This window comes from Streptomyces shenzhenensis (assembly GCF_003688995.1).
Lineage (GTDB): Bacteria > Actinomycetota > Actinomycetes > Streptomycetales > Streptomycetaceae > Streptomyces > Streptomyces shenzhenensis_A.
Window position 1 is genome coordinate 1 of record NZ_PENI01000016.1, and the last position, 20,432, is coordinate 20,432.

Annotated in this window: 19 protein-coding genes, 1 pseudogene and 1 riboswitch; of the genes and pseudogenes, 10 read left to right on the forward strand and 10 right to left on the reverse strand. The window is 69.9% G+C overall.

The genetic code is table 11. The annotated features are described in order from the left end of the window. The 5 genes and pseudogenes from CTZ28_RS23800 to CTZ28_RS23820 all read left to right on the forward strand — a co-directional run. Window positions 1–379 (forward strand): annotated as a pseudogene (locus CTZ28_RS23800) (flavodoxin-dependent (E)-4-hydroxy-3-methylbut-2-enyl-diphosphate synthase); the annotation flags it as partial. A gap of 28 nt (window positions 380–407) precedes the next feature. Then, window positions 408–2,312, forward strand: a complete 1,905-nt coding sequence (dxs, locus tag CTZ28_RS23805; protein WP_121891719.1) for a 1-deoxy-D-xylulose-5-phosphate synthase — start codon at window positions 408–410, stop codon at window positions 2,310–2,312. Continuing rightward, on the forward strand, window positions 2,309–3,694 hold the full coding sequence (locus tag CTZ28_RS23810) for an aspartate aminotransferase family protein (RefSeq protein WP_121891720.1): 1,386 nt from the start codon (window positions 2,309–2,311) through the stop codon (window positions 3,692–3,694). The genes dxs and CTZ28_RS23810 overlap by 4 nt, the downstream gene beginning before the upstream one ends. A 71-nt stretch (window positions 3,695–3,765) precedes the next feature. Beyond that, a complete protein-coding gene (locus CTZ28_RS23815) occupies window positions 3,766–4,365 on the forward strand; it encodes a helix-turn-helix domain-containing protein (RefSeq protein WP_121891721.1) in 600 nt (199 codons plus the stop codon). After that, a complete protein-coding gene (locus CTZ28_RS23820) occupies window positions 4,362–4,484 on the forward strand; it encodes a DUF6126 family protein (RefSeq protein WP_121891722.1) in 123 nt (40 codons plus the stop codon). Before CTZ28_RS23815 ends, CTZ28_RS23820 begins: the two co-directional genes overlap by 4 nt. Before the next feature lie 47 nt (window positions 4,485–4,531). On the opposite strand, the gene CTZ28_RS23825 is transcribed toward CTZ28_RS23820, so the two are convergent. Further along, entirely contained in the window at window positions 4,532–5,329 is a 798-nt protein-coding gene (locus CTZ28_RS23825) for a tyrosine-protein phosphatase (protein WP_121891723.1), read from the reverse strand. A gap of 171 nt (window positions 5,330–5,500) precedes the next feature. Between CTZ28_RS23825 and CTZ28_RS23830 the strand changes: the two genes are divergently transcribed. The 3 genes from CTZ28_RS23830 (at window position 5,501) to CTZ28_RS23840 (ending at window position 10,018) form a co-directional block, all read left to right on the forward strand. Then, window positions 5,501–7,573 carry an alpha-galactosidase gene (locus tag CTZ28_RS23830; RefSeq protein WP_121891724.1) on the forward strand — a complete coding sequence of 691 codons (2,073 nt, stop codon included), beginning with the start codon at window positions 5,501–5,503 and terminating at the stop codon, window positions 7,571–7,573. Window positions 7,574–7,853: 280 nt separating this feature from the next. Beyond that, window positions 7,854–8,011: riboswitch (cyclic di-AMP (ydaO/yuaA leader) on the forward strand. Between the two features lie 4 nt (window positions 8,012–8,015). Next, window positions 8,016–8,981 (forward strand): M23 family metallopeptidase, encoded by a 966-nt coding sequence (locus CTZ28_RS23835; protein WP_121891725.1) that lies wholly within the window; start codon window positions 8,016–8,018, stop codon window positions 8,979–8,981. Window positions 8,982–9,232: 251 nt separating this feature from the next. Next, on the forward strand, window positions 9,233–10,018 hold the full coding sequence (locus tag CTZ28_RS23840; RefSeq protein WP_121891726.1) for an SGNH/GDSL hydrolase family protein: 786 nt from the start codon (window positions 9,233–9,235) through the stop codon (window positions 10,016–10,018). On the opposite strand, the gene CTZ28_RS47170 is transcribed toward CTZ28_RS23840, so the two are convergent. After that, window positions 10,002–10,160, reverse strand: a complete 159-nt coding sequence (locus CTZ28_RS47170) for a hypothetical protein (protein ID WP_183154550.1) — start codon at window positions 10,158–10,160, stop codon at window positions 10,002–10,004. The two genes, CTZ28_RS23840 and CTZ28_RS47170, sit on opposite strands and share 17 nt — an antisense overlap. A 184-nt stretch (window positions 10,161–10,344) precedes the next feature. Between CTZ28_RS47170 and CTZ28_RS23845 the strand changes: the two genes are divergently transcribed. Further along, complete coding sequence (locus CTZ28_RS23845) at window positions 10,345–11,529, forward strand: MBL fold metallo-hydrolase (protein WP_121891727.1); 1,185 nt, start codon at window positions 10,345–10,347, stop codon at window positions 11,527–11,529. Between the two features lie 181 nt (window positions 11,530–11,710). Here CTZ28_RS23845 and CTZ28_RS23850 read toward each other — a convergent pair whose 3' ends face one another. Together CTZ28_RS23850 and CTZ28_RS48560 are read right to left on the reverse strand one after the other, a co-directional pair. Next, on the reverse strand, window positions 11,711–12,142 hold the full coding sequence (locus tag CTZ28_RS23850; RefSeq protein WP_121891728.1) for a hypothetical protein: 432 nt from the start codon (window positions 12,140–12,142) through the stop codon (window positions 11,711–11,713). Window positions 12,143–12,501: 359 nt separating this feature from the next. After that, window positions 12,502–13,272: a TetR/AcrR family transcriptional regulator gene (locus tag CTZ28_RS48560; protein ID WP_121891853.1), complete on the reverse strand. Its 771-nt coding sequence runs from the start codon at window positions 13,270–13,272 to the stop codon at window positions 12,502–12,504. A gap of 95 nt (window positions 13,273–13,367) precedes the next feature. On the opposite strand from CTZ28_RS48560, the gene CTZ28_RS23860 reads away from it, so the two are divergent. Further along, window positions 13,368–13,847: an SRPBCC family protein gene (locus CTZ28_RS23860; RefSeq protein WP_121891729.1), complete on the forward strand. Its 480-nt coding sequence runs from the start codon at window positions 13,368–13,370 to the stop codon at window positions 13,845–13,847. 289 nt (window positions 13,848–14,136) lie between these two features. Here CTZ28_RS23860 and CTZ28_RS23865 read toward each other — a convergent pair whose 3' ends face one another. From CTZ28_RS23865 to CTZ28_RS23890, 6 genes are all read right to left on the reverse strand, one after another. After that, window positions 14,137–15,198, reverse strand: a complete 1,062-nt coding sequence (locus CTZ28_RS23865; RefSeq protein WP_121891730.1) for a LacI family DNA-binding transcriptional regulator — start codon at window positions 15,196–15,198, stop codon at window positions 14,137–14,139. Between the two features lie 44 nt (window positions 15,199–15,242). Further along, window positions 15,243–16,019, reverse strand: coding sequence for a glycerophosphodiester phosphodiesterase (locus tag CTZ28_RS23870; RefSeq protein WP_121891731.1), 777 nt, complete (start codon window positions 16,017–16,019; stop codon window positions 15,243–15,245). Between the two features lie 55 nt (window positions 16,020–16,074). Continuing rightward, window positions 16,075–16,869 carry an inositol monophosphatase family protein gene (locus CTZ28_RS23875; protein WP_220795392.1) on the reverse strand — a complete coding sequence of 265 codons (795 nt, stop codon included), beginning with the start codon at window positions 16,867–16,869 and terminating at the stop codon, window positions 16,075–16,077. A gap of 79 nt (window positions 16,870–16,948) precedes the next feature. After that, the gene (locus CTZ28_RS23880) at window positions 16,949–17,770 is read right to left on the reverse strand and encodes a carbohydrate ABC transporter permease (protein WP_121891732.1); all 822 of its coding nucleotides are present in this window, start codon (window positions 17,768–17,770) and stop codon (window positions 16,949–16,951) included. Next, entirely contained in the window at window positions 17,770–18,738 is a 969-nt protein-coding gene (locus CTZ28_RS23885; protein WP_121891733.1) for a carbohydrate ABC transporter permease, read from the reverse strand. Before CTZ28_RS23885 ends, CTZ28_RS23880 begins: the two co-directional genes overlap by 1 nt. Beyond that, on the reverse strand, window positions 18,735–20,021 hold the full coding sequence (locus tag CTZ28_RS23890) for an ABC transporter substrate-binding protein (RefSeq protein WP_183154551.1): 1,287 nt from the start codon (window positions 20,019–20,021) through the stop codon (window positions 18,735–18,737). Before CTZ28_RS23890 ends, CTZ28_RS23885 begins: the two co-directional genes overlap by 4 nt. Between the last annotated feature and the right edge of the window lie 411 nt (window positions 20,022–20,432).

Below are 20,432 nucleotides of genomic sequence, written 5' to 3' on the forward strand. Positions count from 1 at the left end.
GGAGTCGCTGAACCTGCGCCAGCGCCGTCTGGAGATCGTCTCGTGCCCGTCGTGCGGGCGCGCCCAGGTCGATGTGTACAAGCTGGCGGACGAGGTCACGGCCGGCCTGGAGGGCATGGAAGTGCCGCTCCGGGTCGCCGTCATGGGCTGTGTGGTCAATGGTCCCGGTGAGGCCCGGGAGGCCGATCTCGGTGTCGCCTCGGGCAATGGCAAGGGGCAGATCTTCGTGAAGGGTGAGGTCATCAAGACCGTTCCCGAGTCGAAGATCGTCGAGACGCTCATCGAGGAGGCCATGAAGATCGCCGAGCAGATGGAGGCGGACGGCGCCGCATCGGGTGCCCCGGCCGTCACGGGGACACCTGCAGTGACAGTGAGTTGACCAAGCGCGAACCGAGAGGGGGCCGAGCGTGCCGATTCTGGAGAGCATCCGGGGACCACGCGACCTGAAGGGGCTGTCCGAGGCGGAACTCGGTGAACTGTCCGCAGAAATACGCGAGTTCCTGGTGACCGCGGTGGCCAGGACCGGCGGTCATCTGGGGCCCAACCTGGGCGTGGTGGAGCTCACCGTCGCGCTGCACCGGGTCTTCGAGTCACCGGTCGACCGCATCCTGTGGGACACCGGCCACCAGAGTTATGTGCACAAGCTGTTGACGGGGCGTCAGGACTTCTCGAAGCTGCGCGGCAAGGGCGGCCTGTCCGGCTATCCCTCCCGCGAGGAGTCCGCGCACGACGTCATCGAGAACAGCCACGCCTCCACCGCGCTCGGCTGGGCCGACGGGCTCGCCAAGGCCCGTCAGGTGCAGGGCGAGAAGGGCCATGTGGTCGCGGTCATCGGCGACGGTGCCCTCACCGGCGGCATGGCCTGGGAGGCGCTGAACAACATCGCCGCCGCGAAGGACCGCCCGCTGATCATCGTGGTCAACGACAACGAGCGGTCGTACGCCCCGACCATCGGCGGACTCGCCAACCACCTGGCCACCCTGCGCACGACCGACTCCTACGAGAAGGTCCTCGCCTGGGGCAAGGACGTCCTGCTGCGCACCCCGGTCGTCGGCGGCACCCTCTACGAGTCGCTGCACGGCGCGAAGAAGGGCTTCAAGGACGCCTTCGCCCCGCAGGGCATGTTCGAGGACCTGGGCCTGAAGTACGTCGGCCCGATCGACGGCCACGACATCAAGGCCGTCGAGTCCGCGCTGCGCCGCGCGAAACGCTTCCACGGGCCGGTCCTCGTGCACTGCCTCACCGAGAAGGGGCGCGGCTACGAACCCGCCCTGGCCCACGAGGAGGACCACTTCCACACCGTCGGCGTGATGGACCCGCTCACCTGCGAGCCGCTCGCGCCGTCGGGCGGGCCGTCCTGGACGTCCGTGTTCGGCGACGAGATCGTCCGTATCGGCCAGGAGCGGGACGATGTCGTGGCCATCACGGCGGCCATGCTGCACCCGGTGGGCCTCGGCGCGTTCGCCGAGCGCTTCCCCGACCGGGTCTGGGACGTCGGCATCGCCGAGCAGCACGCGGCCGTGTCGGCGGCGGGCCTCGCGACCGGCGGGCTGCACCCCGTCGTCGCCGTCTACGCCACCTTCCTCAACCGTGCCTTCGACCAGCTCCTGATGGACGTCGCGCTGCACCGCTGCGGTGTGACCTTCGTCCTCGACCGGGCCGGCGTCACCGGCGTCGACGGGGCCTCCCACAACGGCATGTGGGACATGTCGGTCCTCCAGGTCGTGCCCGGCCTCAGAATCGCCGCGCCGCGCGACGCCGACCAGTTGCGCGCCCAGCTGCGGGAGGCGGTCGCCGTCGACGACGCGCCCACGCTGGTCCGCTTCCCGAAAGAGTCGGTGGGGCCGCGGATCCCGGCGGTCGACCGCGTCGGCGGCATGGACGTACTGCACCGGGCCGAGCGGCCCGAGGCGCTGCTGGTGGCCGTCGGCGTCATGGCACCGGTGTGTCTGCAGGCCGCCGAGCTGCTGGAGGCGCGCGGCATCGGCTGCACGGTGGTCGACCCGCGCTGGGTCAAGCCCGTCGACCCGGATCTGCCCGGACTCGCCGCCGGCCACCGGCTGGTGGCCGTCGTGGAGGACAACAGCCGGGCCGGCGGGGTGGGTTCCGCCGTGGCGCTGGCGCTCGGCGACGCGGACGTCGACGTGCCGGTGCGCCGGTTCGGCATCCCGGAGCAGTTCCTCGCGCACGCCAAGCGCGGGGAGGTGCTGGCCGACATCGGTCTCACCCCCGTCGAGATCGCCGGACGGATCGGCGCGAGCCTCGCCGTCAGGGAGCACGACGACGGCACAGTCAAGGAGAAGGCTGAATGACCAAGGAGTTCGACCTCGGCGCCCTCCTGGCCGAGCGCGGAGCCGAGCGGTACGAGCTGCACACCAAGTACCTGAACCACCAGCTGCCGCGCATGCTGCACACCATCGGCTTCGACAAGGTCTACGAGCGGGCCGAGGGCGCCTACTTCTGGGACGCGGACGGCAACGACTACCTGGACATGCTGGCCGGGTTCGGGGTGATGGGCCTGGGGCGCCACCACCCCGTCGTCCGCAAGGCGCTGCACGACGTCCTCGACGCCCAGCTCGCCGACCTGACCCGGTTCGACTGCCAGCCGCTGCCCGGACTGCTGGCCGAGAAGCTCCTCGCGCACAGCCCGCACCTGGACCGGGTGTTCTTCGGCAACAGCGGCACGGAGGCGGTGGAGACCGCGCTGAAGTTCGCCCGGTTCGCCACCGGCAGGCCGCGGATCCTCTACTGCGACCACGCGTTCCACGGCCTGACCACCGGATCCCTGTCGGTCAACGGTGAGAAGGGCTTCCGGGACGGCTTCGCCCCGCTGCTGCCCGACACGGCCGTACCCCTCGGCGATCTCGACGCCCTGGCCCGGGAGCTGGCGAAGGGCGATGTCGCCGCGCTGGTCGTCGAGCCGATCCAGGGCAAGGGCGTGCACGAGGCCCCGCCCGGCTATCTGCGCGCGGCGCAGGACCTGCTGCACCGGCACAAGGCCCTGCTCATCGCCGACGAGGTGCAGACGGGACTCGGCAGGACCGGGGACTTCTACGCGTACCAGCACGAGGACGGCGTCGAGCCGGACCTGGTGTGTGTGGCCAAGGCGCTGTCCGGCGGCTATGTGCCGGTCGGCGCCACCCTCGGCCGGGACTGGATCTTCAAGAAGGTCTACTCGTCCATGGACCGTGTGCTCGTGCACTCGGCGAGCTTCGGCTCGAACGCGCAGGCGATGGCCGCCGGGCTGGCCGTGCTGTCGGTGATGGAGAACGAGCAGACCGTCGCCAACGCCCGGGCGACGGGAGACCAGCTGCGGTCCCGGCTGGCCGCACTCGTCGACAAGTACGAACTGCTCGCCGACGTCCGCGGCCGGGGCCTGATGATCGGCATCGAGTTCGGCAGGCCCAGCTCGCTCAAGCTGCGCAGCCGCTGGACCATGCTGCAGACCGCGCGCAAGGGCCTGTTCGCGCAGATGGTGGTGGTCCCGCTGCTCCAGCGGCACCGGATCCTGACCCAGGTCTCCGGCGACCACCTGGAAGTGATCAAGCTGATCCCGCCGCTGGTCATCGGCGAGGCCGAGGTGGACCGGTTCGTGGACGCCTTCACCGCCGTGATGGACGACGCGCACAGCGGCGGCGGTCTGATGTGGGACTTCGGCAAGACACTGATCAAGCAGGCGGTGGCCAACCGGTGACGGCCCCGCCGGGGGTTTGCCTCTGAGGCAAGAAATTTGCCCCAGGGGCAAACCTGCGGCTCAATGGAGGCATGAGCTCCTCCGAAGCCGAGCTGCCCGCGGTGGCACCCCAGCTCCGCTCGTTGCGCCGCCGGGCCGGCCTCACGCTGGAGGCGGCGGCGCGCTCCGCCGGGCTGTCGCCCGCCCATCTCTCCCGGCTGGAGACCGGGCGACGCCAGCCCTCCCTGCCGATGCTGCTCGCACTGGCCCGTATCTACGGTACGACCGTCTCCGAGCTGCTCGGGGAGACCGTCACCGACCCGGATGCGATCGTACGCGCCGCCGACATGGAACCGACCGGTGCGGGCGGCTGGACCTACTGGCAGGCCGGTGCGCCCGGCGGCGGTATGCAGGCGCTGCGCGTCCGCGTGCCGTACGGCTCGCAGGGCGACATCGTGCGCGTGCACCCCGGCGAGGAGTGGCTGTACGTCCTCAAGGGGCGGCTCGGACTGCGCCTCGGGGACACCGCCCACGTCCTCGCGCCCGGCGACAGCGCGCACTTCGACTCGCTGACCCCGCACCGCCTCGCCGCCGAGGACCAGGACGGGGTGGAGCTCCTGTTCGTCCACACCCTGCTGCAGAGTCCCACGGCCGCACTGTGCCTGGGCCCCATCACTGGAGAGCTGCCATGAGCGACATGGAGGAGAAGTTCCCTCGTGCCCTGTGGATCCGACTGATCATCTACATCGCCGTCGGCCATATCGTGGCCGGCTTCATCTATCTGCTGTTCGAGGTGGGTGCCAAGGGGTGAGCGGCGACGGGACGACGGCGAGGTGAGCGGCCCCGGGTGAGCGTCCGTCAGTCCAGCAGCCGCTCGCGCAGCCGCTCCCGGGTCCCCGGCGCCAGCCCAAGCCCCTGTTCCAGATAGGCGTCGGTATCGCCCCAGGTCTGCTCGACGGTCTCCACGGCGGCCGCCAGATACTCGGCGCGGGCGTCGAAGAGCGGGCTGAGCAGTTCCATGACCTCGGGCGTGTACGCGGTGTCCGCGCTGCCGCTGCGGTGCACCCGGTAGCGGCGGTGCTTGGCGTTCGACTCCAGATAGTCGGCCAGGATCGCGTCGCGCTCCACACCCAGGGCCAGCAGCGTCACGGCGATGGACAGGCCCGCGCGGTCCTTGCCCGCCGCGCAGTGCAGCAGGGCCGGGACGCTGTCCTCGGCCAGCGCGTGCAGCACCCGGGAGTGCTCTGTGGTGCGCTCGGTGATGATCGAGCGGTACGAGACGATCATCCGGTTCGCGGCCTTGCCGTCGCCGAGGAGCTGCCGCAGCTGGCCGATGTCGCCGTCGCGGACCATCGTCCAGAACTCGGCGCCGTCCGCCGGGTCGGTCAGCGGCAGGTTGACGTTCCGCACGCCGGGCAGTGCGACGTCAGGACCCTCCAGCTTCTGGTCGGCCGCGTTGCGGAAATCGAAGACCGTGTGCAGGCCCAGGGAGGAGAGGAACGCGGCGTCGGTCTCGGTCGCGTGGGCCAGATGACCGCTGCGGAACAGCACTCCGCGGCGCACGCGCCGGCCGTCCGCGGTCGGCAGTCCGCCCACGTCACGGAAGTTGCGCACACCGGCCAGTTCGGGTTCGGTCGACGGGACCTGCTGTGTCACGGAGGCTCCTTGGCGTCGGACCCCGCGACGCGGTTCGCCGGCGGGCACGCTGTCGACCATACGACATGGTTTTCCCCCGGCGACGAGTTGTCCACAGGCGTTGCACCGAGGCCCGCCGCCGCTTGATGATGTTGCGGCGTGAGCGGATCCGCGGGCACTTGTGAGGTCTTGATGACGGACATCGCCGAGGACGGTCGTACCTGGCTGCTGAGCGGGCCGGGCAGCAGTTACGCGCTGCACCTCACGGACGCCGGTGAACTGCTCCATCTGCACTGGGGTCCCCGTATCGCGCTCGCCGACGCCGAGGCGCTCGCCGTACGTCCGCTGCCCGGCCACCGGGCCTTCGAGTCGCCGCTCGACGGGCGCGAGGAGTACCCGGTCGAGGGCGGCCCCCGCTTCGTCCGGCCCGCGCTGTCGGTCCGCACCCCCGAACGCCGCGGCACCGAGTGGGCCTTCGAGGCGTACGACACCGAGGGCGCGGAGCTGCGGCTGCGCTTCCGGGACGCCGGGCTGGTCATCACCCTCCACTACCGGATGCGCGGCGACGTGGTGGAGCGCTGGGTGCGCCTCGACAACCGGGGCGAGGCGCATGTGGAACTGCTCCGCGCCGACGCGGCCACCTGGACGCTGCCCGACCGGGAGGGCTGGCGGCTCTCCCAGCTGCACGGCCGGTGGGCCGCCGAGTCCCGGCTGACGAGCGCTCCGCTCACCTACGGCGACAAGGTCATCGGCAGCCGCCGCGGCCACACCGGGCACCAGCACCTGCCCTGGGTGGCGCTGGACTCCGACGCCACCGAGGAGCGCGGCGAGGTGTACGGCTGCGCGCTCGGCTGGTCGGGGTCCTGGCGCATCGCGGTCGCCCAACTCCCGGACGCGCGCGTGCAGATCACCGGCGGGGCCGGGTACGACGACTCGGGCCTGCTGATGCTGGCGCCGGGGGAGTCGTACACCAGCCCCGTCTTCGCGGGGCTGTGGAACGACGGCGGTTTCGGCGGTGCAAGCCGTGCCTGGCACGCCTACCAGCGGGCGTACGTCATCCCGGACGCGGACCGCGACCGGCCGGTGCTCTTCAACTCCTGGGAGGCCACGCACTTCGACATCGCGCAGGAGCGGCAGACCGCGCTCGCCCGGCGGGCTGCGGCGATCGGCGTGGAGCTGTTCGTGGTCGACGACGGCTGGTTCGGCGCCCGCACCAGCGACCGGGCCGGACTCGGCGACTGGACGCCCAACCCCGACCGCTTCCCGCAGGGACTTAAGCCGCTCGCCGACCAGGTGCACGCCCTCGGCATGCAGTTCGGCATCTGGGTCGAGCCCGAGATGGTCAACCCCGACAGCGAGCTGTACCGCGCGCATCCCGACTGGGTGCAGTACCAGACGGGACGAAAGCGGACAGAAATGCGTCATCAGCTCGTTCTCAACCTCGCCCGCGAGGACGTCCAGGAGTATCTGTGGGAGCGGCTCGACGCGCTGCTCGCCGGCGCGCCCATCGACTATGTGAAGTGGGACTTCAACCGCTGCTTCACGGATGCGGGCTGGCCCGGCGAACCGTACCCGCAGCGGCTGTGGGTCGACCACGTCCGCGCCCTGTACGCCCTGGTGGACCGGTTGCGGGCGGCCCATCCGGGCGTGGCCTTCGAGTCCTGCTCGGGCGGCGGCGGCCGGATCGACCTCGGGATCGTGAGCCGCACCGACCAGGTGTGGACCTCCGACAACACCGACCCGCTCGACCGGCTCGCCATCCAGCACGGCTTCAGCCAGATCCATCCGGCGCGGATCATGGCCGCCTGGGTCACCGACAGTCCGAACACTCAGCTCAACGGGCGGGCCACCAGCCTGCGCTTCCGCTTCGTCAGCTCCATGGCGGGCGTCCTCGGGGTCGGCGGCGATCTGACCGAGTGGAGCGAGGAGGAACTCGCCGAGGCCCGGCGCTGGGTGGACCTGTACAAGGAGATCCGGCCCGTGGTGCAGCACGGCGAGCTGTACCGGCTGCGGCCCCCCGAGGGCGGGTTGAGTGCCGTGCAGTATCTGCGCGGGGACGAGACCGTCGTCCTCGCCTGGCTCCAGGCCCAGCGGTTCGGCGAGCCCGTTCCCGCGCTGCGGCTGCGCGGGCTCGACCCGTCGGCATCGTACGAATGCCGCGAAACGGGCGAAATCCATCGCGGTGCCGTGCTGTTGCACCACGGACTGCATGCCGGACTCCGCGGCGACCTGGACGCGACGGTCCTTCGGCTGCGTCGCATCTGAACCTTCTGTCGGAATTGCTTACTTATGTGGCGAGGGGGGTGAGGAGCGTCATAGCCGTGACGGTGCGTTGCCCGTCATGTTCACGTAATGCCCGTTCTCCGCGCGGGAATTGAGAAAGCGCACCGCGTCGGAATGCACGGACGGTGACCGGGAATCCTCGCAGCGGATCAAGCGAAACGCGCACCGGGTGAACCCGCTCCTTGTCCGTTTGCGTCCTGCTCGCTTACGTTCGCCACCAATCCGGACGGAACGCCGAATCCTGCCGCCGCCCGGATCCCCGACACACCACTCACCCGTGTACGGCAGGAGCGGGGGACCCACCAGGCACGACCGCCTGTCCCGGTCTCCGGGACGGCTAGGGGTGAAGCCGCGCCACGCGCGGCCGGGCAGCTCCAGCCCGAACCCGACAGCTCACCTCGCAGGCGCCGGAGAGGAATTCGTCATGCCCGCGAAGGGTAAGCACCGCCGCCCCAGGTCTCAGCGCCTCGCCCGCTCCATCGCCGCCGCCGGAACCGGCGGCGCCGCGCTGGCCCTGCCGCTCATCGGCGCCGCCGGGGCGCACGCCGCCACCCCCGAGACGGCGCCCCGCGCCGTCGCGCAGCAGACCGTCCAGTCCGCCGCCGGTGGCTCCGAGAAGAAGACGGCCGCCGAGGGCTCCGGCACCCGGACGTACTCGGTGCGATCGGGTGACTGGCTTGCCAAGATCGCCGAGGAACAGGACATCAGCGGCGGCTGGCAGCGGATCTATCAGGACAACCGCGCGGCCATCGGCGGCAACCCGTCGCTGATCCACCCGGGCCTGAAGCTCACGCTCGGCAAGCAGGCCGCGGCGGGGACCGACTCCTCGGCCACCGAGCGCTCCTCCAGCGAGCACTCGTCCGCGAAGTCCTCGTCCGCCGAGTCCGCGCGGCCTTCGACGCAGTCGTCGCCGTCGTCGTCGGACACGTCGATCGAGAGCGCCCCGGTCGCCCAGGACACCGGTACCACCGAGACCGCCACCACCGGTTATAGCCTGCCGGTCGACGGCGCCCGGATCGGGACCAGCTACCGCGCGTCGGGCAGCATGTGGTCCAGCGGCTACCACACCGGTGTCGACTTCGTCGCCCCGACCGGCACCTCGCTCAAGGCGGTCGGCGCGGGCACGGTCGTCTCCGCGGGCTGGGGCGGCGCGTACGGCAACCAGGTGGTCGTCAAGCTCGCCGACGGCCACTACGCGCAGTACGCCCACCTGTCGCAGCTGTCCGTCTCGGCCGGCCAGACCGTGGCCGCGGGCCAGCAGGTCGGCCTGTCCGGCGCGACCGGCAATGTGACGGGCCCGCACCTGCACTTCGAGATCCGCACCACGCCGAACTACGGCTCGGACGTGGACCCGCTCGCCTACCTCCGCTCGCACGGCGTCACCGTCTGACGACGGCGGCACCCCGCACACCCCGAAGGCCGGACCCCGATCCCCGGGTCCGGCCTTCGGCGTCCCCGCCCGGCGGGCACGGTGATCCACTGCGCAACACCCCCGTTCTCCGGACTATTCCCGCGTTGGGAAACTCTTGGCGAGTGTCATATCTCACCGTTCGTCAACCCCTTCCTACGATCGCGTAGGTCACATCGGAAGGGGAATCATGGGCCGACGTGGCAGACGATTCGAAGAGTGACAACACAGCTGTGATCGGGTCGTACGTGGCGGTGGGGGACAGCTTCACCGAGGGCGTGGGCGACCCCGGCCCCGACGGGGCGTTCGTCGGCTGGGCCGACCGGTTCGCGGTCCTGCTCGCGGACCGCAGGCCCGAGGGCGACTTCCGATACACCAATCTCGCCGTGCGCGGGCGGCTGCTCGACCAGATCGTGGCCGAGCAGATCCCGCGGGCGGCCGAACTCGCGCCGGACCTCGTCTCCGTCTGTGCGGGCGGCAACGACATCCTGCGTCCCGGCACGGACCCGGACGAGGTGGCCGAGCGCCTCGAACGGGCCGTGGCCCAACTCGCCGCGGCGGCCGGCACCGTGATGGTGACGACCGGCTTCGACACCCGTGGCGTGCCGCTGTTCAAGCATCTGCGCGGCAGGATCGCCACCTACAACGGGCATGTCCGGGCCATCGCCGACCGGTACGGCTGTCCCGTGCTCGACCTGTGGTCCCTGAAGGCTGTGCAGGACCGCAGGGCCTGGGACGACGACCGGCTCCACCTCTCACCCGAGGGGCACACCCGCGTCGCGCTGCGGGCCGGCCAGGCCCTCGGCGTCGAGGTCCCGGCCGACCCGGAACAGCCCTGGCCCCCGGCCCCGCCGCGCGGCACCCTCGAAGTGCGCCGCGACGACGTCCACTGGGCCCGTGAGTATCTGGTTCCGTGGATCGGCCGCCGGCTGCGCGGCGAGTCCTCGGGCGACCATGTGACGGCGAAGGGCGCGCTGTCCCCCGACGACATCAGGACGCGCATCACCTCCGTGGCCTGAACCGCCGGGGCGGGGCCGCACCGGGTTCCGCCCCGGCACACCGGCCGCTCGCCGCCAGCGCCTCCCGGTCCAGGCCCAGTTCACGGGTGAGCGCCGCGGTGAGGTGATCGGTACGGGCGAGCTGCCGCAGAGGAGCGGTCATGGGGTCTCCTCGCGGCGGTTTCCGCCTCATCAGTGACTGAATCACCGGCCGGTGCCGGCCGGTGCCCGTCGGTGTCTGCCGTTGTCGGCCCGCCGGTGTCGGCCGGTATCGGCCGGTGTCGGTCCCGGACTGTCGGAGGGGCCGACCATAATGGAGGACTCCACCCACTCCACCAGGAGGTACCGTGTCCGGTTCGCGTTCCCTGAGCTCCGGGCTCCGCGCGCTGCAGCCCGCGGCCTTCGGCGCTGACCCGGGCGGTGCCCGCCTGGCGCGCATCCGCAGCTCGCCCCACTTCAAGGACGGGGTCTTCCAGAACCCCGGAGGCCCCGCTCGGACCCGGCCCTCCGGGTCGATGCTGGACTTCGCGAAGGTCTTCCTCGACCGCGACCAGCGGCCCCGCCGCGCCCCGCGGGGCACGGTCCCGGTGCACGCCACCACCCTCGCCGACCTGTCCCGGCCGCCCGCCACCGGGCTCCGGCTCACCTGGATGGGCCACTCCAGCGTGCTCGCGGAGATCGACGGGCACCGGGTGCTCTTCGATCCCGTCTGGGGCGAGCGCTGCTCCCCGTTCGCGTTCGCCGGGCCCAAGCGGCTGCACCCGGTGCCGCTGCCGCTCGCCGCGCTCGGCCCCGTGGACGTCGTGGTCATCTCGCACGACCACTACGACCACCTGGACCTGCCCACGATCAAGGCGCTGGCCGGCACGGACACCCTGTTCGCGGTGCCCCTCGGCGTCGGCGCCCACCTCGAACACTGGGGCGTGTCCGCGGACCGGCTGCGGGAGCTGGACTGGCACGAGTCGACGCGGGTCGGCGGACTCACACTCACCGCCACCCCCGCCCGGCACTTCTGCGGCCGCGGCCTGCGCAACACCCAGCACACCCTCTGGGCTTCCTGGGCCGTCACCGGCGACGAGCACCGGATCTACCACAGCGGCGACACCGGCTACTTCGACGGCTTCAAGGACATAGGGGCCGAGCACGGCCCGTTCGACGCCACAATGATCCAGATCGGTGCCTACAGCGAGTTCTGGCCCGACATCCACATGACCCCCGAGGAGGGTGTGCGCGCCCATCTCGACCTTCAGGGCGGCCGGGCGCACGGCGCGCTGCTGCCGATCCACTGGGGCACCTTCAACCTGGCCACCCACGCGTGGGCCGAGCCGGGGGAGTGGACGCTGGCCGCGGCCGAGGCGGTCGGACAGGGCGTCGCCGTCCCCGTTCCGGGCCAGCCCTTCGAGCCCACCGGAGACCTTCCTACCCGTCCTTGGTGGCAGGACGTGTCCCTACCGCTGAACCGCAAGTGGCCCGTCCCGGAGATCACCCCGGAGACGTCCCGCGACGGCCTCGACCTCGTGGGCGAGGGCTGAGCGAGGTTGAGCTGCCGGCGTGACCGTGAATGGCGCGCAGCGCCGCGGCAGAGACAATCGTGCCGCGTCAGGCCGGCCACTCTCTCGACTGGCTGCGTTCGCTCTTAGCAGCGGCGTTTGTCCGGCACTTTGGGCAGCAGATGGCGGTCGGCGGGGACCACGCCCCCGACCGGCAGCCCCCTCATGGTGGCCGACACGCCGCCTCGAAGGGCCCGTCACTCGTCGGCCGCCAGCCGGGGCGTCCGGCGAGCCCTTCGTCGAGGAGCGCCCATTCGTCGGGCATGCCGTAGCCGATGCACAGGGTTTCGGCGAAGCGGGTGTAGTGGGTGGGGTCGACGCTCCCGAAACGGAGATCGGTGGAGGGCGGCGGGGCCGGCTCGGCGCCACGTCGCAAGATGATCCATTCGCCCTGGGGCTCCAGTCCCTCCTCGCCCAGCCAGTTCGGGAGTTCGGTACGGGCGGCCACCTCGGGCACGTGCACCATGAATCGCGTCTCGGCATCGCGGAAGAAGCCCGCGACGTCGTGCACGAGGGAGCGGCTTGGCTGCTGAAGCAGCGCGGTGATCTCGTTGGCATCGGTTTCCCGCGCCTGGACGCGCAGTGTCTCGTTCATAGCTGACCGCCCTTCCGGGAAGGGGCTGGGCCTGGGCGTGGCAGACGTCGTATCGAGGACTCGTGCGTCGTTCCCGCGATCGTTCGCCGAACGGATTCGGCGAACTCGCAGAGTTCCGGGGCCTTCAGCAACTGCCGAAGCGTAGTAACCCTCCAGGTACGTCTGCGCCGTTGGGCCGGTGTGCGCGACGACGGCTCCGGCCGAGATGCCGGGATGGCTCAGCAGGGCGGCGGAGGGCCGCCACCTGCGGACTGAAGCCGGAGAACGTCCGCAGGCGCTTCAAGCCCTCGGCGGAGGCCATAAACGAGGTGACCACGTCAGGGCGGGGAGGGCGGTGGGGTAGGCGAGGTCGTCTTCGGTCAGCCGGGCGGGCAGCGCACCGGTGGGGGAGCGGTCGCGCCGCCGGCCGCCGCGGGCGACGAAGTGCGGGTCGGGGCGGCGTCTTTGAACGAGGTCAGGCCGGTGTCGATGAGCTTGGCTGCGCGGCGGACGTCGGCAGTCACTGCCTCATGGATCTGTGTCGGTGTGCGGGTGCCGTCCAGGTGTTTCCCAAGGCTTTGGAACTGGATCGACCACAGTCCGAGCAGGGCGGTTGCCGCGATCTGCGGTTCCGGGTCGTCCGGGCTTGTGCGGGTGCGCCGGGCCAGCGCCTCGGCTGCGACGGTGATGAGCCGGTCGGTCATGTCCCGGTGGTAGGCCCTCAGCGAGGGCGCGGACCTGGTCAGCGCGCCGAAGCGCCTGATCATGGCGGTGGCGTGGCTGGGGTCGTCCTGCGCGGCGATCCAGGAGGTCAGGGCGCGCAACTCGGCGGAGAGGATCCGTAGCGCCGCCTCGACCGGAGAGTGGTCTGCGTCGGCCAAGCCGGTGCGCAGGGCGGCCATCGTGGTCTCGCCTTGGTCCAGGATGAGCGATTCCTTGGTGGGGAAGTGGTTGAAGACCGTCTTCTCCGAGACTCCGCATGCCTGGGCGATCTCTGATACGCGGACGGCGTCGAAGCCGCGCTCCAGGAACATCTCGGTGGCGATGTCGGACAGGCGTTGCCGCAATCGGCGCTTCTTCTGCTCCCGCAGCCCTTCCGCTCCGGGCTCCGCGGCCTGCGCACGCCATGCCGTCCAGTCCACCGTGTTCATGGCGACAGGGTAGTACAGCAGCAGCATAATTACTGCTACTGTAAATTTTCAGTGACTGTACTTTCTGTCGTTCGTCCGATCGCTTCGGGAGTCCCATGAGCGCCATCCACATCGTCCGCGACTACCCGCACTCTCCCGCCAAGGTCTGGCATGCCGTCACCGACCCCGGGCTCATACCGCTGTGGACCGCGACCGGGGCCGGGGCACGCCCGGAAGGGTTCACCACCACCGTCGGCGCCCGGTTCCAGTTCATCGCCAAGCCCAAGCCCGGCTGGAGCGGCATCGTCGACTGCGTCGTACTGGAGGTCGACAAGCCCCGGCTGCTGCGCTATTCGTGGACCGACCATGGCGGCGGCGAGACCACCGAGGTCGCCTACCGCATCGAACCTCACGGCACAGGAACGCGCTTCACCTACGACCACACGGGCTTCACGGGTGCGGGCGGGCTCCTGATGACCCAGATCCTGGGTCACGTCCGGAGGAAGATGCTGCGCGTCGGCCTGCCCGCCGTGCTGAACGATCTGGACGAGGCAGGCAAACTCCGCTCCGAAAGCACTCTCAGTCCCAAGACCTGACTCTCTCGTCGAGCCCAGGGTCCATGCCCAAAGCCGCGATCCGCGCTGGAAGAGCGCGGAGTCGGCTACGCGCCCGCCGTCGCCTGCTCCCCTGAAGTCACTATCGATGCCGGGGAGTTCCGCGCGGACGCCCCGGCCATGAAGGTGCCGAAGCGGACCTGGGCCGTCATCGGCCTGGCCGAACTCCGCCCCGGCAGCGAGCAGGCCCCCTTCTACCGGCAGGAACGTGCCGGACGATCCGTTGCAGGAAGTGGGTGTCGCTGGAGGTCGTTCCGGGGACGGTGGCCGGTCAGGAGGCGTCGGTTGTGTCCGGCCCGGCCGGGGGTGGGCCAACGGTCCGGCCGGAGATCAGCTCTCCGCGCAGCAGGATGCCGCCGGCGTCGACATGGTTGTCGTGGACCAGGTCGTCGATGAGTTTGACGGCGGCCTCCGCCATGGCCTCGACCGGGATGCGGTACGTCGTCAGACCGAAGACCTCGTGGTCGAACGGCGGGACACCGTCGTAGCCGGCGATCGACAGGTCGCCCGGGACGGAGAGGCCCTGGCGGGCTGCGGCGGCGAGGGCGTCGAAGGCGACCGAGTCGTGGGGACACAGGATCGCGGTGGCACCCGCCCGGTGGAGTTCGCCGACCACGTCCGTGAGGTCCTGGTCGGGCTCGATCCGCTTCAAGCCGGCGAGCAGGCCCCGGTGTTCGAGTTCGTCCCGCATCCAGGAGATCCGCGCCCACTGCGTCGGGGACTGTTCGGGCGAGAAGGACAGCAGCGCGATCGAGCGGTGCCCGAGGCCGGCGACGTGGTCGATGAGCGTGCCGCCCTCGCGCGGATCCGGGGCGACGTACGGCACGCCCGGGTTGGACGGCTGGCCCATCTGGCTGACGAGCACCAGGGGAATTCGTGACGCGACCTGGCGGATCGTGCGCGGGTCGACGTTCGGCGCCGCGACGACGATCCCGGCGGTGCGCATGTCGGCCATGAGCATCAGCGAGCGGTAGTTGGCGTCGTCGGGCTGATCGCCGGAGGCCAGGGACATGACCTCGTATCCCTCGACAGCCGCATGTTCCTCGAACGCGCTGGCGAGGTGGGCGTAGAACGGGGAGCGGGTGTGGCGCAGGAACAGGCCGAGCACGGCCGAGGAGCTGGCGTTGAGGCTGCGCGCGATCTGGTTGGGGACGTAGTCGAGCTGCTCGACCGCGCGCCGGACCTTCTCCATGTTCTCGGGACTGACGCCGCCCTGGCCCATGATGGCCCGGGACGCTGTCGATTTCGAGACACCGGCCAGGGTGGCGACGTCCCGGATGGTGCTGGGCCGGCGGCTTCGCCGGTTGTCCGGGCCGGGTGGCTCATGGGTCATGCTGCTGCCCCTCTTGTCTGCGGTGCGGAGACCTGCATCATGCTCTACACCGTCTTCGCGAGGTCCGCCGGGAACGAGGGGAACCGTGCGACGAATTCCTCGTTGGACTCCAGGAGTTGCCGGGCGTAGGCCGGAGAGTTGGAGGCGGTGGCGTCCACGTTCGTCTCGACGATCCGCCGGACGTCGTCGGGGCCTTCGATCAGCGAGGCCGCGACGCGTCGCCCGCTGTCGTGCTGCTCCGCGACGAGGGCGGGGGTGAGCTGCGGCACGGGGATGTAGACCGTCGAGAGCTCGAGCCGGTCCGCGTGATCGCGCCAGTTGTCGGTGACGTCCGGGATGTGCAGTGCGAGCCCCCGGGCCCCTCCGGTCCACTCGTCCCGGAAGTCCGCCAGGGAGAGCGGGTCGAAGCTCGTGATCAGGCACCTGTCCCGGTCCGCCGCGGGGCGCTGCTCAAGGAACCGGGCCAGTGGGCGGGCCGCGTTCGGTGCCTTGATCTCGACCTGAAGGAGGACGCTGGTCGATTCGAGGGTCTCCGCGAAGGTCGGGATCTGCTGGCCGGTTCCCATGTCGATGCCGCGTACCTGTGCGAAGGTGAGCCGCTCGATCGGCACGTCGAGGAACGGTGTCCGCACGGCTGCCGTGCGCCGCACGGTGCGGTCGTGCAGGATCACCAACTCGCCGTCGACGGTCGTGCGCACGTCCAGCTCGATCTCGTCGACGCCGACGCCCTCGGCGCTGGCAAAGCCCGACAGCGTGTTCTCCGGGGCGTCGGCCATGTTTCCGCGGTGTCCGCAGAGGATGAAGGAGCGGGGGGTGGTCATCAGGGTCCTTTGTGGTGGGTCAGTGGGAGTGGGAGAACAGCCGCGCGGTCGGCAGTCACACCAGGTGTGGTTCGAGGGTGTCCGCGAGGTCCTTGCCGGCGACGATGAGCAGCGGGGAGGAAGGTGCACCGCCGCCGAGCCCACGGACGTCGGCGCCTGCTTGGGCGGCGATCAGGGTGGCCGCGGCGTAGTCCCAGACCGGCAGTCCGCGCTGGAAGCAGCCGTCGATGCGGCCCTCCGCCACTGCGCAGATGTCGAGTGCCGCCGCCCCGCCGATGCGGAAGTCGCGGATGCGTGACGAGAGGGCGGTGATGTCCTTGAGGACGCGGGGCCGCGTAGCCAGGTCGTACATGAATCCGGTGGAGAGGAGTGCCTTGTCCTGGGGCACGTTGTCGTTGACTCGCAGCCGCGTCCCGTTGCGGTGTGCCGGGTGGCCGGCGGCCGCGGTGAACTCGGCGCCGAGCGCTGGTGCGTAGACGCAGGCGGCGACCGAGATCCTGGTGCCGTCGGGTCCTGGTGCGGTCGCGGCGAGGGAGACGGCCCAGTACGGGGAGCCGTAGAGGTAGTTCACCGTCCCGTCGATCGGGTCGACGGCCCAGACGATGCCGCTGCTGCCGCCGGCTTCGCCGCTTTCCTCGCCGAAGAATCCGTCATCGGGGCGCAGTTCGTGAAGGCGGCCGCGGATGCGGGCTTCGACCGCGGTGTCGGCCTGTGTGACGATGTCGAGCCGGCCGGACTTCGTGGACACCACGCCGATGCCGTCGTCGCGCATGGCTGCGGCCGGCGTTCCGGCTTCGGCGGCGATCGTGCGGGCGATGCCCAGCAGCGCGAGCGGGTCGGTGTCGGTCAACGTGGTGCTGTCCTTGTCGTTGTGCGCGCGGTTCCCCGAAGGCACGGGGCGGCGGGGTGTGGGCGGTGGGGCCGGTCGGCTACTTCAGTCCGGTCCGCGCGACGCTGGCGATGAACTGCTTCTGCAGCAGCAGGAAGATGATCACCATCGGGAGCACGGCGAGGACGCCGGCCGACATCAGGACGTTGTAGTCCGTGGTGTAGGTGCCCTGGAGCAGCGCGAGCCCTGGTCCGAGGGGGAGCTTGTCGACCGACCGGTTGATGACGAGCGGCCAGAGCAGATCCTTCCACTCCGACAGCACGGTCAGCAGGGCCACGGTGACGATGCCGCTGCGGGCGATGGGCAGCACGATCATCACGAGGATGCGCAGGTGGGACAGGCCGTCGATGCGTGCTGCCTCGATGAGTTCGCGGGGGATGGCGCGGAAGAACTGGTACATCAGGAACACCGCGAACACGTCGAAGATGTTCGGCAGGAACAGCGCGACGATCGTGTTGGTGAGGTGGAGCGAGGAGATGATGGCGTAGTTCGGGATGATGAAGATGTCGCCGGGGACCATGATCAGCGTCAGGATGGTGACAAGGATGATCCGTGCGCCGGGGACCTTGATCACGGCCAGGGCGTAGGCCGCGAGCATCGCGATGACGAGCGTTCCGACGACGCGTCCCGCCGAGGCGAGCACGGTGTTCAGCAATAGGGTGCCGAAGGGGAGACGCTCGAAGACCTCCCTGGTCCCCTGCAGCGTCGCGGGGGACGGCAGGAGGTTCGGCGGGATCTGCAGGGTCTGACCGGTGCTCCTGAGCGCCGTGGAGATCATCCAGGCGAACGGGGCGAGGACCAGGAGTCCGACCATCGCGATCAGGAGGTAGGTCCACCAGCGGGGACGGTTCAGGGTCGGCATCAGCTGTCCTCTCCGTAGTGCACGAAGCGTCGCTGCAGGCGGAAGAGAACAAGTGACACCGCGAGGATGATCACGAACAGCAGGATGGACACCGCGGACGCGTAACCACGCTGTCCGACGCCGTAGAAGGCGAGTTGGTAGTAGTAGTACACGGCGGTGATTCCGTACTTCGCCGCGGCGGGCTGATCCGGTGGCAGCAGGAGGTAGACGACGTCGAAAAGCTTGAGAGTGCTGATGATGGTGGTGAGGACGACGAAGAACAGCGACGGGCTCAACAGCGGCAGCGTGATCGAGAAGAATCGGCGGACCGGGCCCGCGCCGTCGAGGGAGGCGGCCTCGTAGACATCCTGGGGGATGTCCTGCATGCCGGCGTAGAGAACGATCGTCGGGACGCTGAAGGACAGGAAGACGACGACCACCGTCACGACGACCGTGACGCCGGTCGCGCTCCCGAACCAGCTGACCGGGGACCCCCCGGCCGCCTTGATGGCGGCGTTGGCGATTCCGTACTGGGTCTGGAAGATCCAGCCGAAGAGGAACACCATGGCCGTCGGAAGTGCGACAGCGGGCAGGAAGATCACGGCACGGAACACGGACTGCCCGGGGAACCGGTAGGTCATGAGCGTCGCGCACAGCAGCGACACCACCACCACACCGGGCACGATGAAGGCGCAGTACTTGAACGTGTTGACCAGAGCGACACCGAGCAGTTCGTCGGTGAACATCTCCCTGAAGTTGTCCAGCCCGATCCACCGCGGCGGACCGAACGCACCGGCCTTGGTGAACGACAGCCAGACGTTGTAGCCGAACGCGTAGAACCGGAAGACGAGGAGACCGGCGAACAGCGGCAGCAGGAACAGCAGCCCGAGGCCGGTGTCCCGCCGACCGAGCCGGCGCCGCCGCACAGAGCGGCTGCGCGGGCTCGGCTCGGCGGCCACGGGAGACCGCGAGAGTATGGCGCGGTTCACTTGAGCGCGTCCGTGAGGATCGAGTCGATCTTCTTCTCGACGGCGGACGCGGAGATCCTGCCGGCGTAGTAGTCACCCACGGCGCTCTCGATCCGGGGGAAGTTCGGGCGCGTCGCCGGGTACTGCGTCGTGGTGCGCAGGTAGTTGTCCTTGAGCATCGGCTGGTACGCCTCCTTCAGGCCGGCGATCGTGTCGTTCGCCTTGTAGTAGGCGTCCTTCACCTCGCTGGAGGTGTTGGCGGCAAAGCCCGACCCGCCCTCGACATGGGCCTTGGCGCCCTCGGTCGAGGTGAGGTACTGGATGAGCTCGAAGGCGGCGTCCTTGTGCGAGGAGTTCGCGTTCATGGTGTACGAGAGCCCGTTGGTGTCCTTGGCGTGCGAGCCGTTGATCGAGGGCACCGGGACCGCGTGCAGCGTGCCGTTGGGCACGTCGGCCTTTGTCAGGTCCGACAGGAAGTACGAGGGGAACTCCGTCATGGCGATGGTGCCGGAGATCAGCGCCGAGGAAGTCTGGAAGTCGGTGGAGTCCGCGACCGGCGGGATCAACTTGTCGTCCTGGAGCTCCTTGATCCGCTCCAGCGCCTCGGTGACCTCGGACGACGACGCCGTTCCCTTGCCGTCCTTGACGACGGTGCCGCCGAGTTGGTGCGCGATGCCCGCCACGCCGCCGTTGAACGTGGTCATCTTGAACATCGGGTAGTCGGAGCCGGAGGTCTGCTTCGCCCGGAGCTCCTTGGCGATCCGGACCATGTCGTCCCAGGTCCAGTCGGCCGTCGGAACGTCCGTCACGCCCAGCTTCTTGAACACCTCGGTGTTGTAGACGAAGCTCCAGACGTCTTCGTCCTTCGGGATGCCGTACTGCTTCCCGTCGAACTTGTACAGGTCGACAAGCTTGGACGGGTAGTCCGACAGGTTCAGCCCGGACTCCTTGATGTACTTGTCGAGCGGCTCCAGCGCACCGCCCTCGACGTACTGCGACGCGAGCGAGCTCTGCCACATCACGTCAGGGCCCTCACCGGCGCCGAGGGAGGCGTCGAGCTTCGTGTAGTACTGCGCCTCCGGAACCTGCTCGACCTCAACGGTGATCCCCGGGTTGGCCTTCTCGAAGTCGTCGACAGCCTTCTGAACACCTGCCTGCTGCTCCGGGTCCCACATGGCGAGGGTGAGCTTGACGGAACCGTCGGACTGCGACGAAGAGGTGGAGCAGCCGGTGACCGCGACGGTCAAGGCGATCGCGGCGGCTGTCCCGCCGGCGACGCGCCTGAAGCGGAGAGGGGAACGCATGGTGCGACCTTTCGGATGAACCAAGGAAGGGACCGGTCCCGTCATGTGGCGACTCACATGGGACTACCGTCCTTGGGACCGGTCCCACTGTACGAATCGTCACGGCAATTGTTGGGGTCAGAAGGTGAAATCCATCTGTCGCTTCGAGTAACGGGACCGGTCCCAGTCGGTGTTGCGATGCGCGACGCCGCCGCGCCGAGCCGGGGGAGTGGACGCTGGTCGCGGCCGAGGTGGTGGGACAGGGCGTCGCCGTCCCCGTCCCGGGCCAGTCATTCGAGCCTGCCGGGAACCTTCCTACGCGTCCGTGGTGGCGGGACGTGTCCCTGTCGCTGAACCGCAAGTGGCCCGTTCCGGAGATCACCCCGGAGACGTCTCGCGACGGCCTCGACCTTGTGGGCGAGAGCAGATGCT

Excerpts from the sequence above, each read along its gene's own strand:
- CTZ28_RS23835 (WP_121891725.1), top strand. The coding sequence starts at position 8,016 with ATGCCCGCGAAGGGTAAGCACCGCCGCCCCAGGTCTCAGCGCCTCGCC.
- CTZ28_RS23860 (WP_121891729.1), top strand. The coding sequence starts at position 13,368 with ATGAGCGCCATCCACATCGTCCGCGACTACCCGCACTCTCCCGCCAAG.
- CTZ28_RS23815 (WP_121891721.1), top strand. The coding sequence starts at position 3,766 with ATGAGCTCCTCCGAAGCCGAGCTGCCCGCGGTGGCACCCCAGCTCCGC.
- CTZ28_RS23830 (WP_121891724.1), top strand. The coding sequence starts at position 5,501 with ATGACGGACATCGCCGAGGACGGTCGTACCTGGCTGCTGAGCGGGCCG.
- CTZ28_RS23890 (WP_183154551.1), bottom strand. The coding sequence starts at position 20,021 with ATGCGTTCCCCTCTCCGCTTCAGGCGCGTCGCCGGCGGGACAGCCGCC.
- CTZ28_RS48560 (WP_121891853.1), bottom strand. The coding sequence starts at position 13,272 with ATGAACACGGTGGACTGGACGGCATGGCGTGCGCAGGCCGCGGAGCCC.
- CTZ28_RS47170 (WP_183154550.1), bottom strand. The coding sequence starts at position 10,160 with ATGACCGCTCCTCTGCGGCAGCTCGCCCGTACCGATCACCTCACCGCG.
- CTZ28_RS23865 (WP_121891730.1), bottom strand. The coding sequence starts at position 15,198 with ATGACCCATGAGCCACCCGGCCCGGACAACCGGCGAAGCCGCCGGCCC.
- CTZ28_RS23880 (WP_121891732.1), bottom strand. The coding sequence starts at position 17,770 with ATGCCGACCCTGAACCGTCCCCGCTGGTGGACCTACCTCCTGATCGCG.
- CTZ28_RS23870 (WP_121891731.1), bottom strand. The coding sequence starts at position 16,019 with ATGACCACCCCCCGCTCCTTCATCCTCTGCGGACACCGCGGAAACATG.
- CTZ28_RS23820 (WP_121891722.1), top strand. The coding sequence starts at position 4,362 with ATGAGCGACATGGAGGAGAAGTTCCCTCGTGCCCTGTGGATCCGACTG.
- CTZ28_RS23810 (WP_121891720.1), top strand. The coding sequence starts at position 2,309 with ATGACCAAGGAGTTCGACCTCGGCGCCCTCCTGGCCGAGCGCGGAGCC.
- CTZ28_RS23850 (WP_121891728.1), bottom strand. The coding sequence starts at position 12,142 with ATGAACGAGACACTGCGCGTCCAGGCGCGGGAAACCGATGCCAACGAG.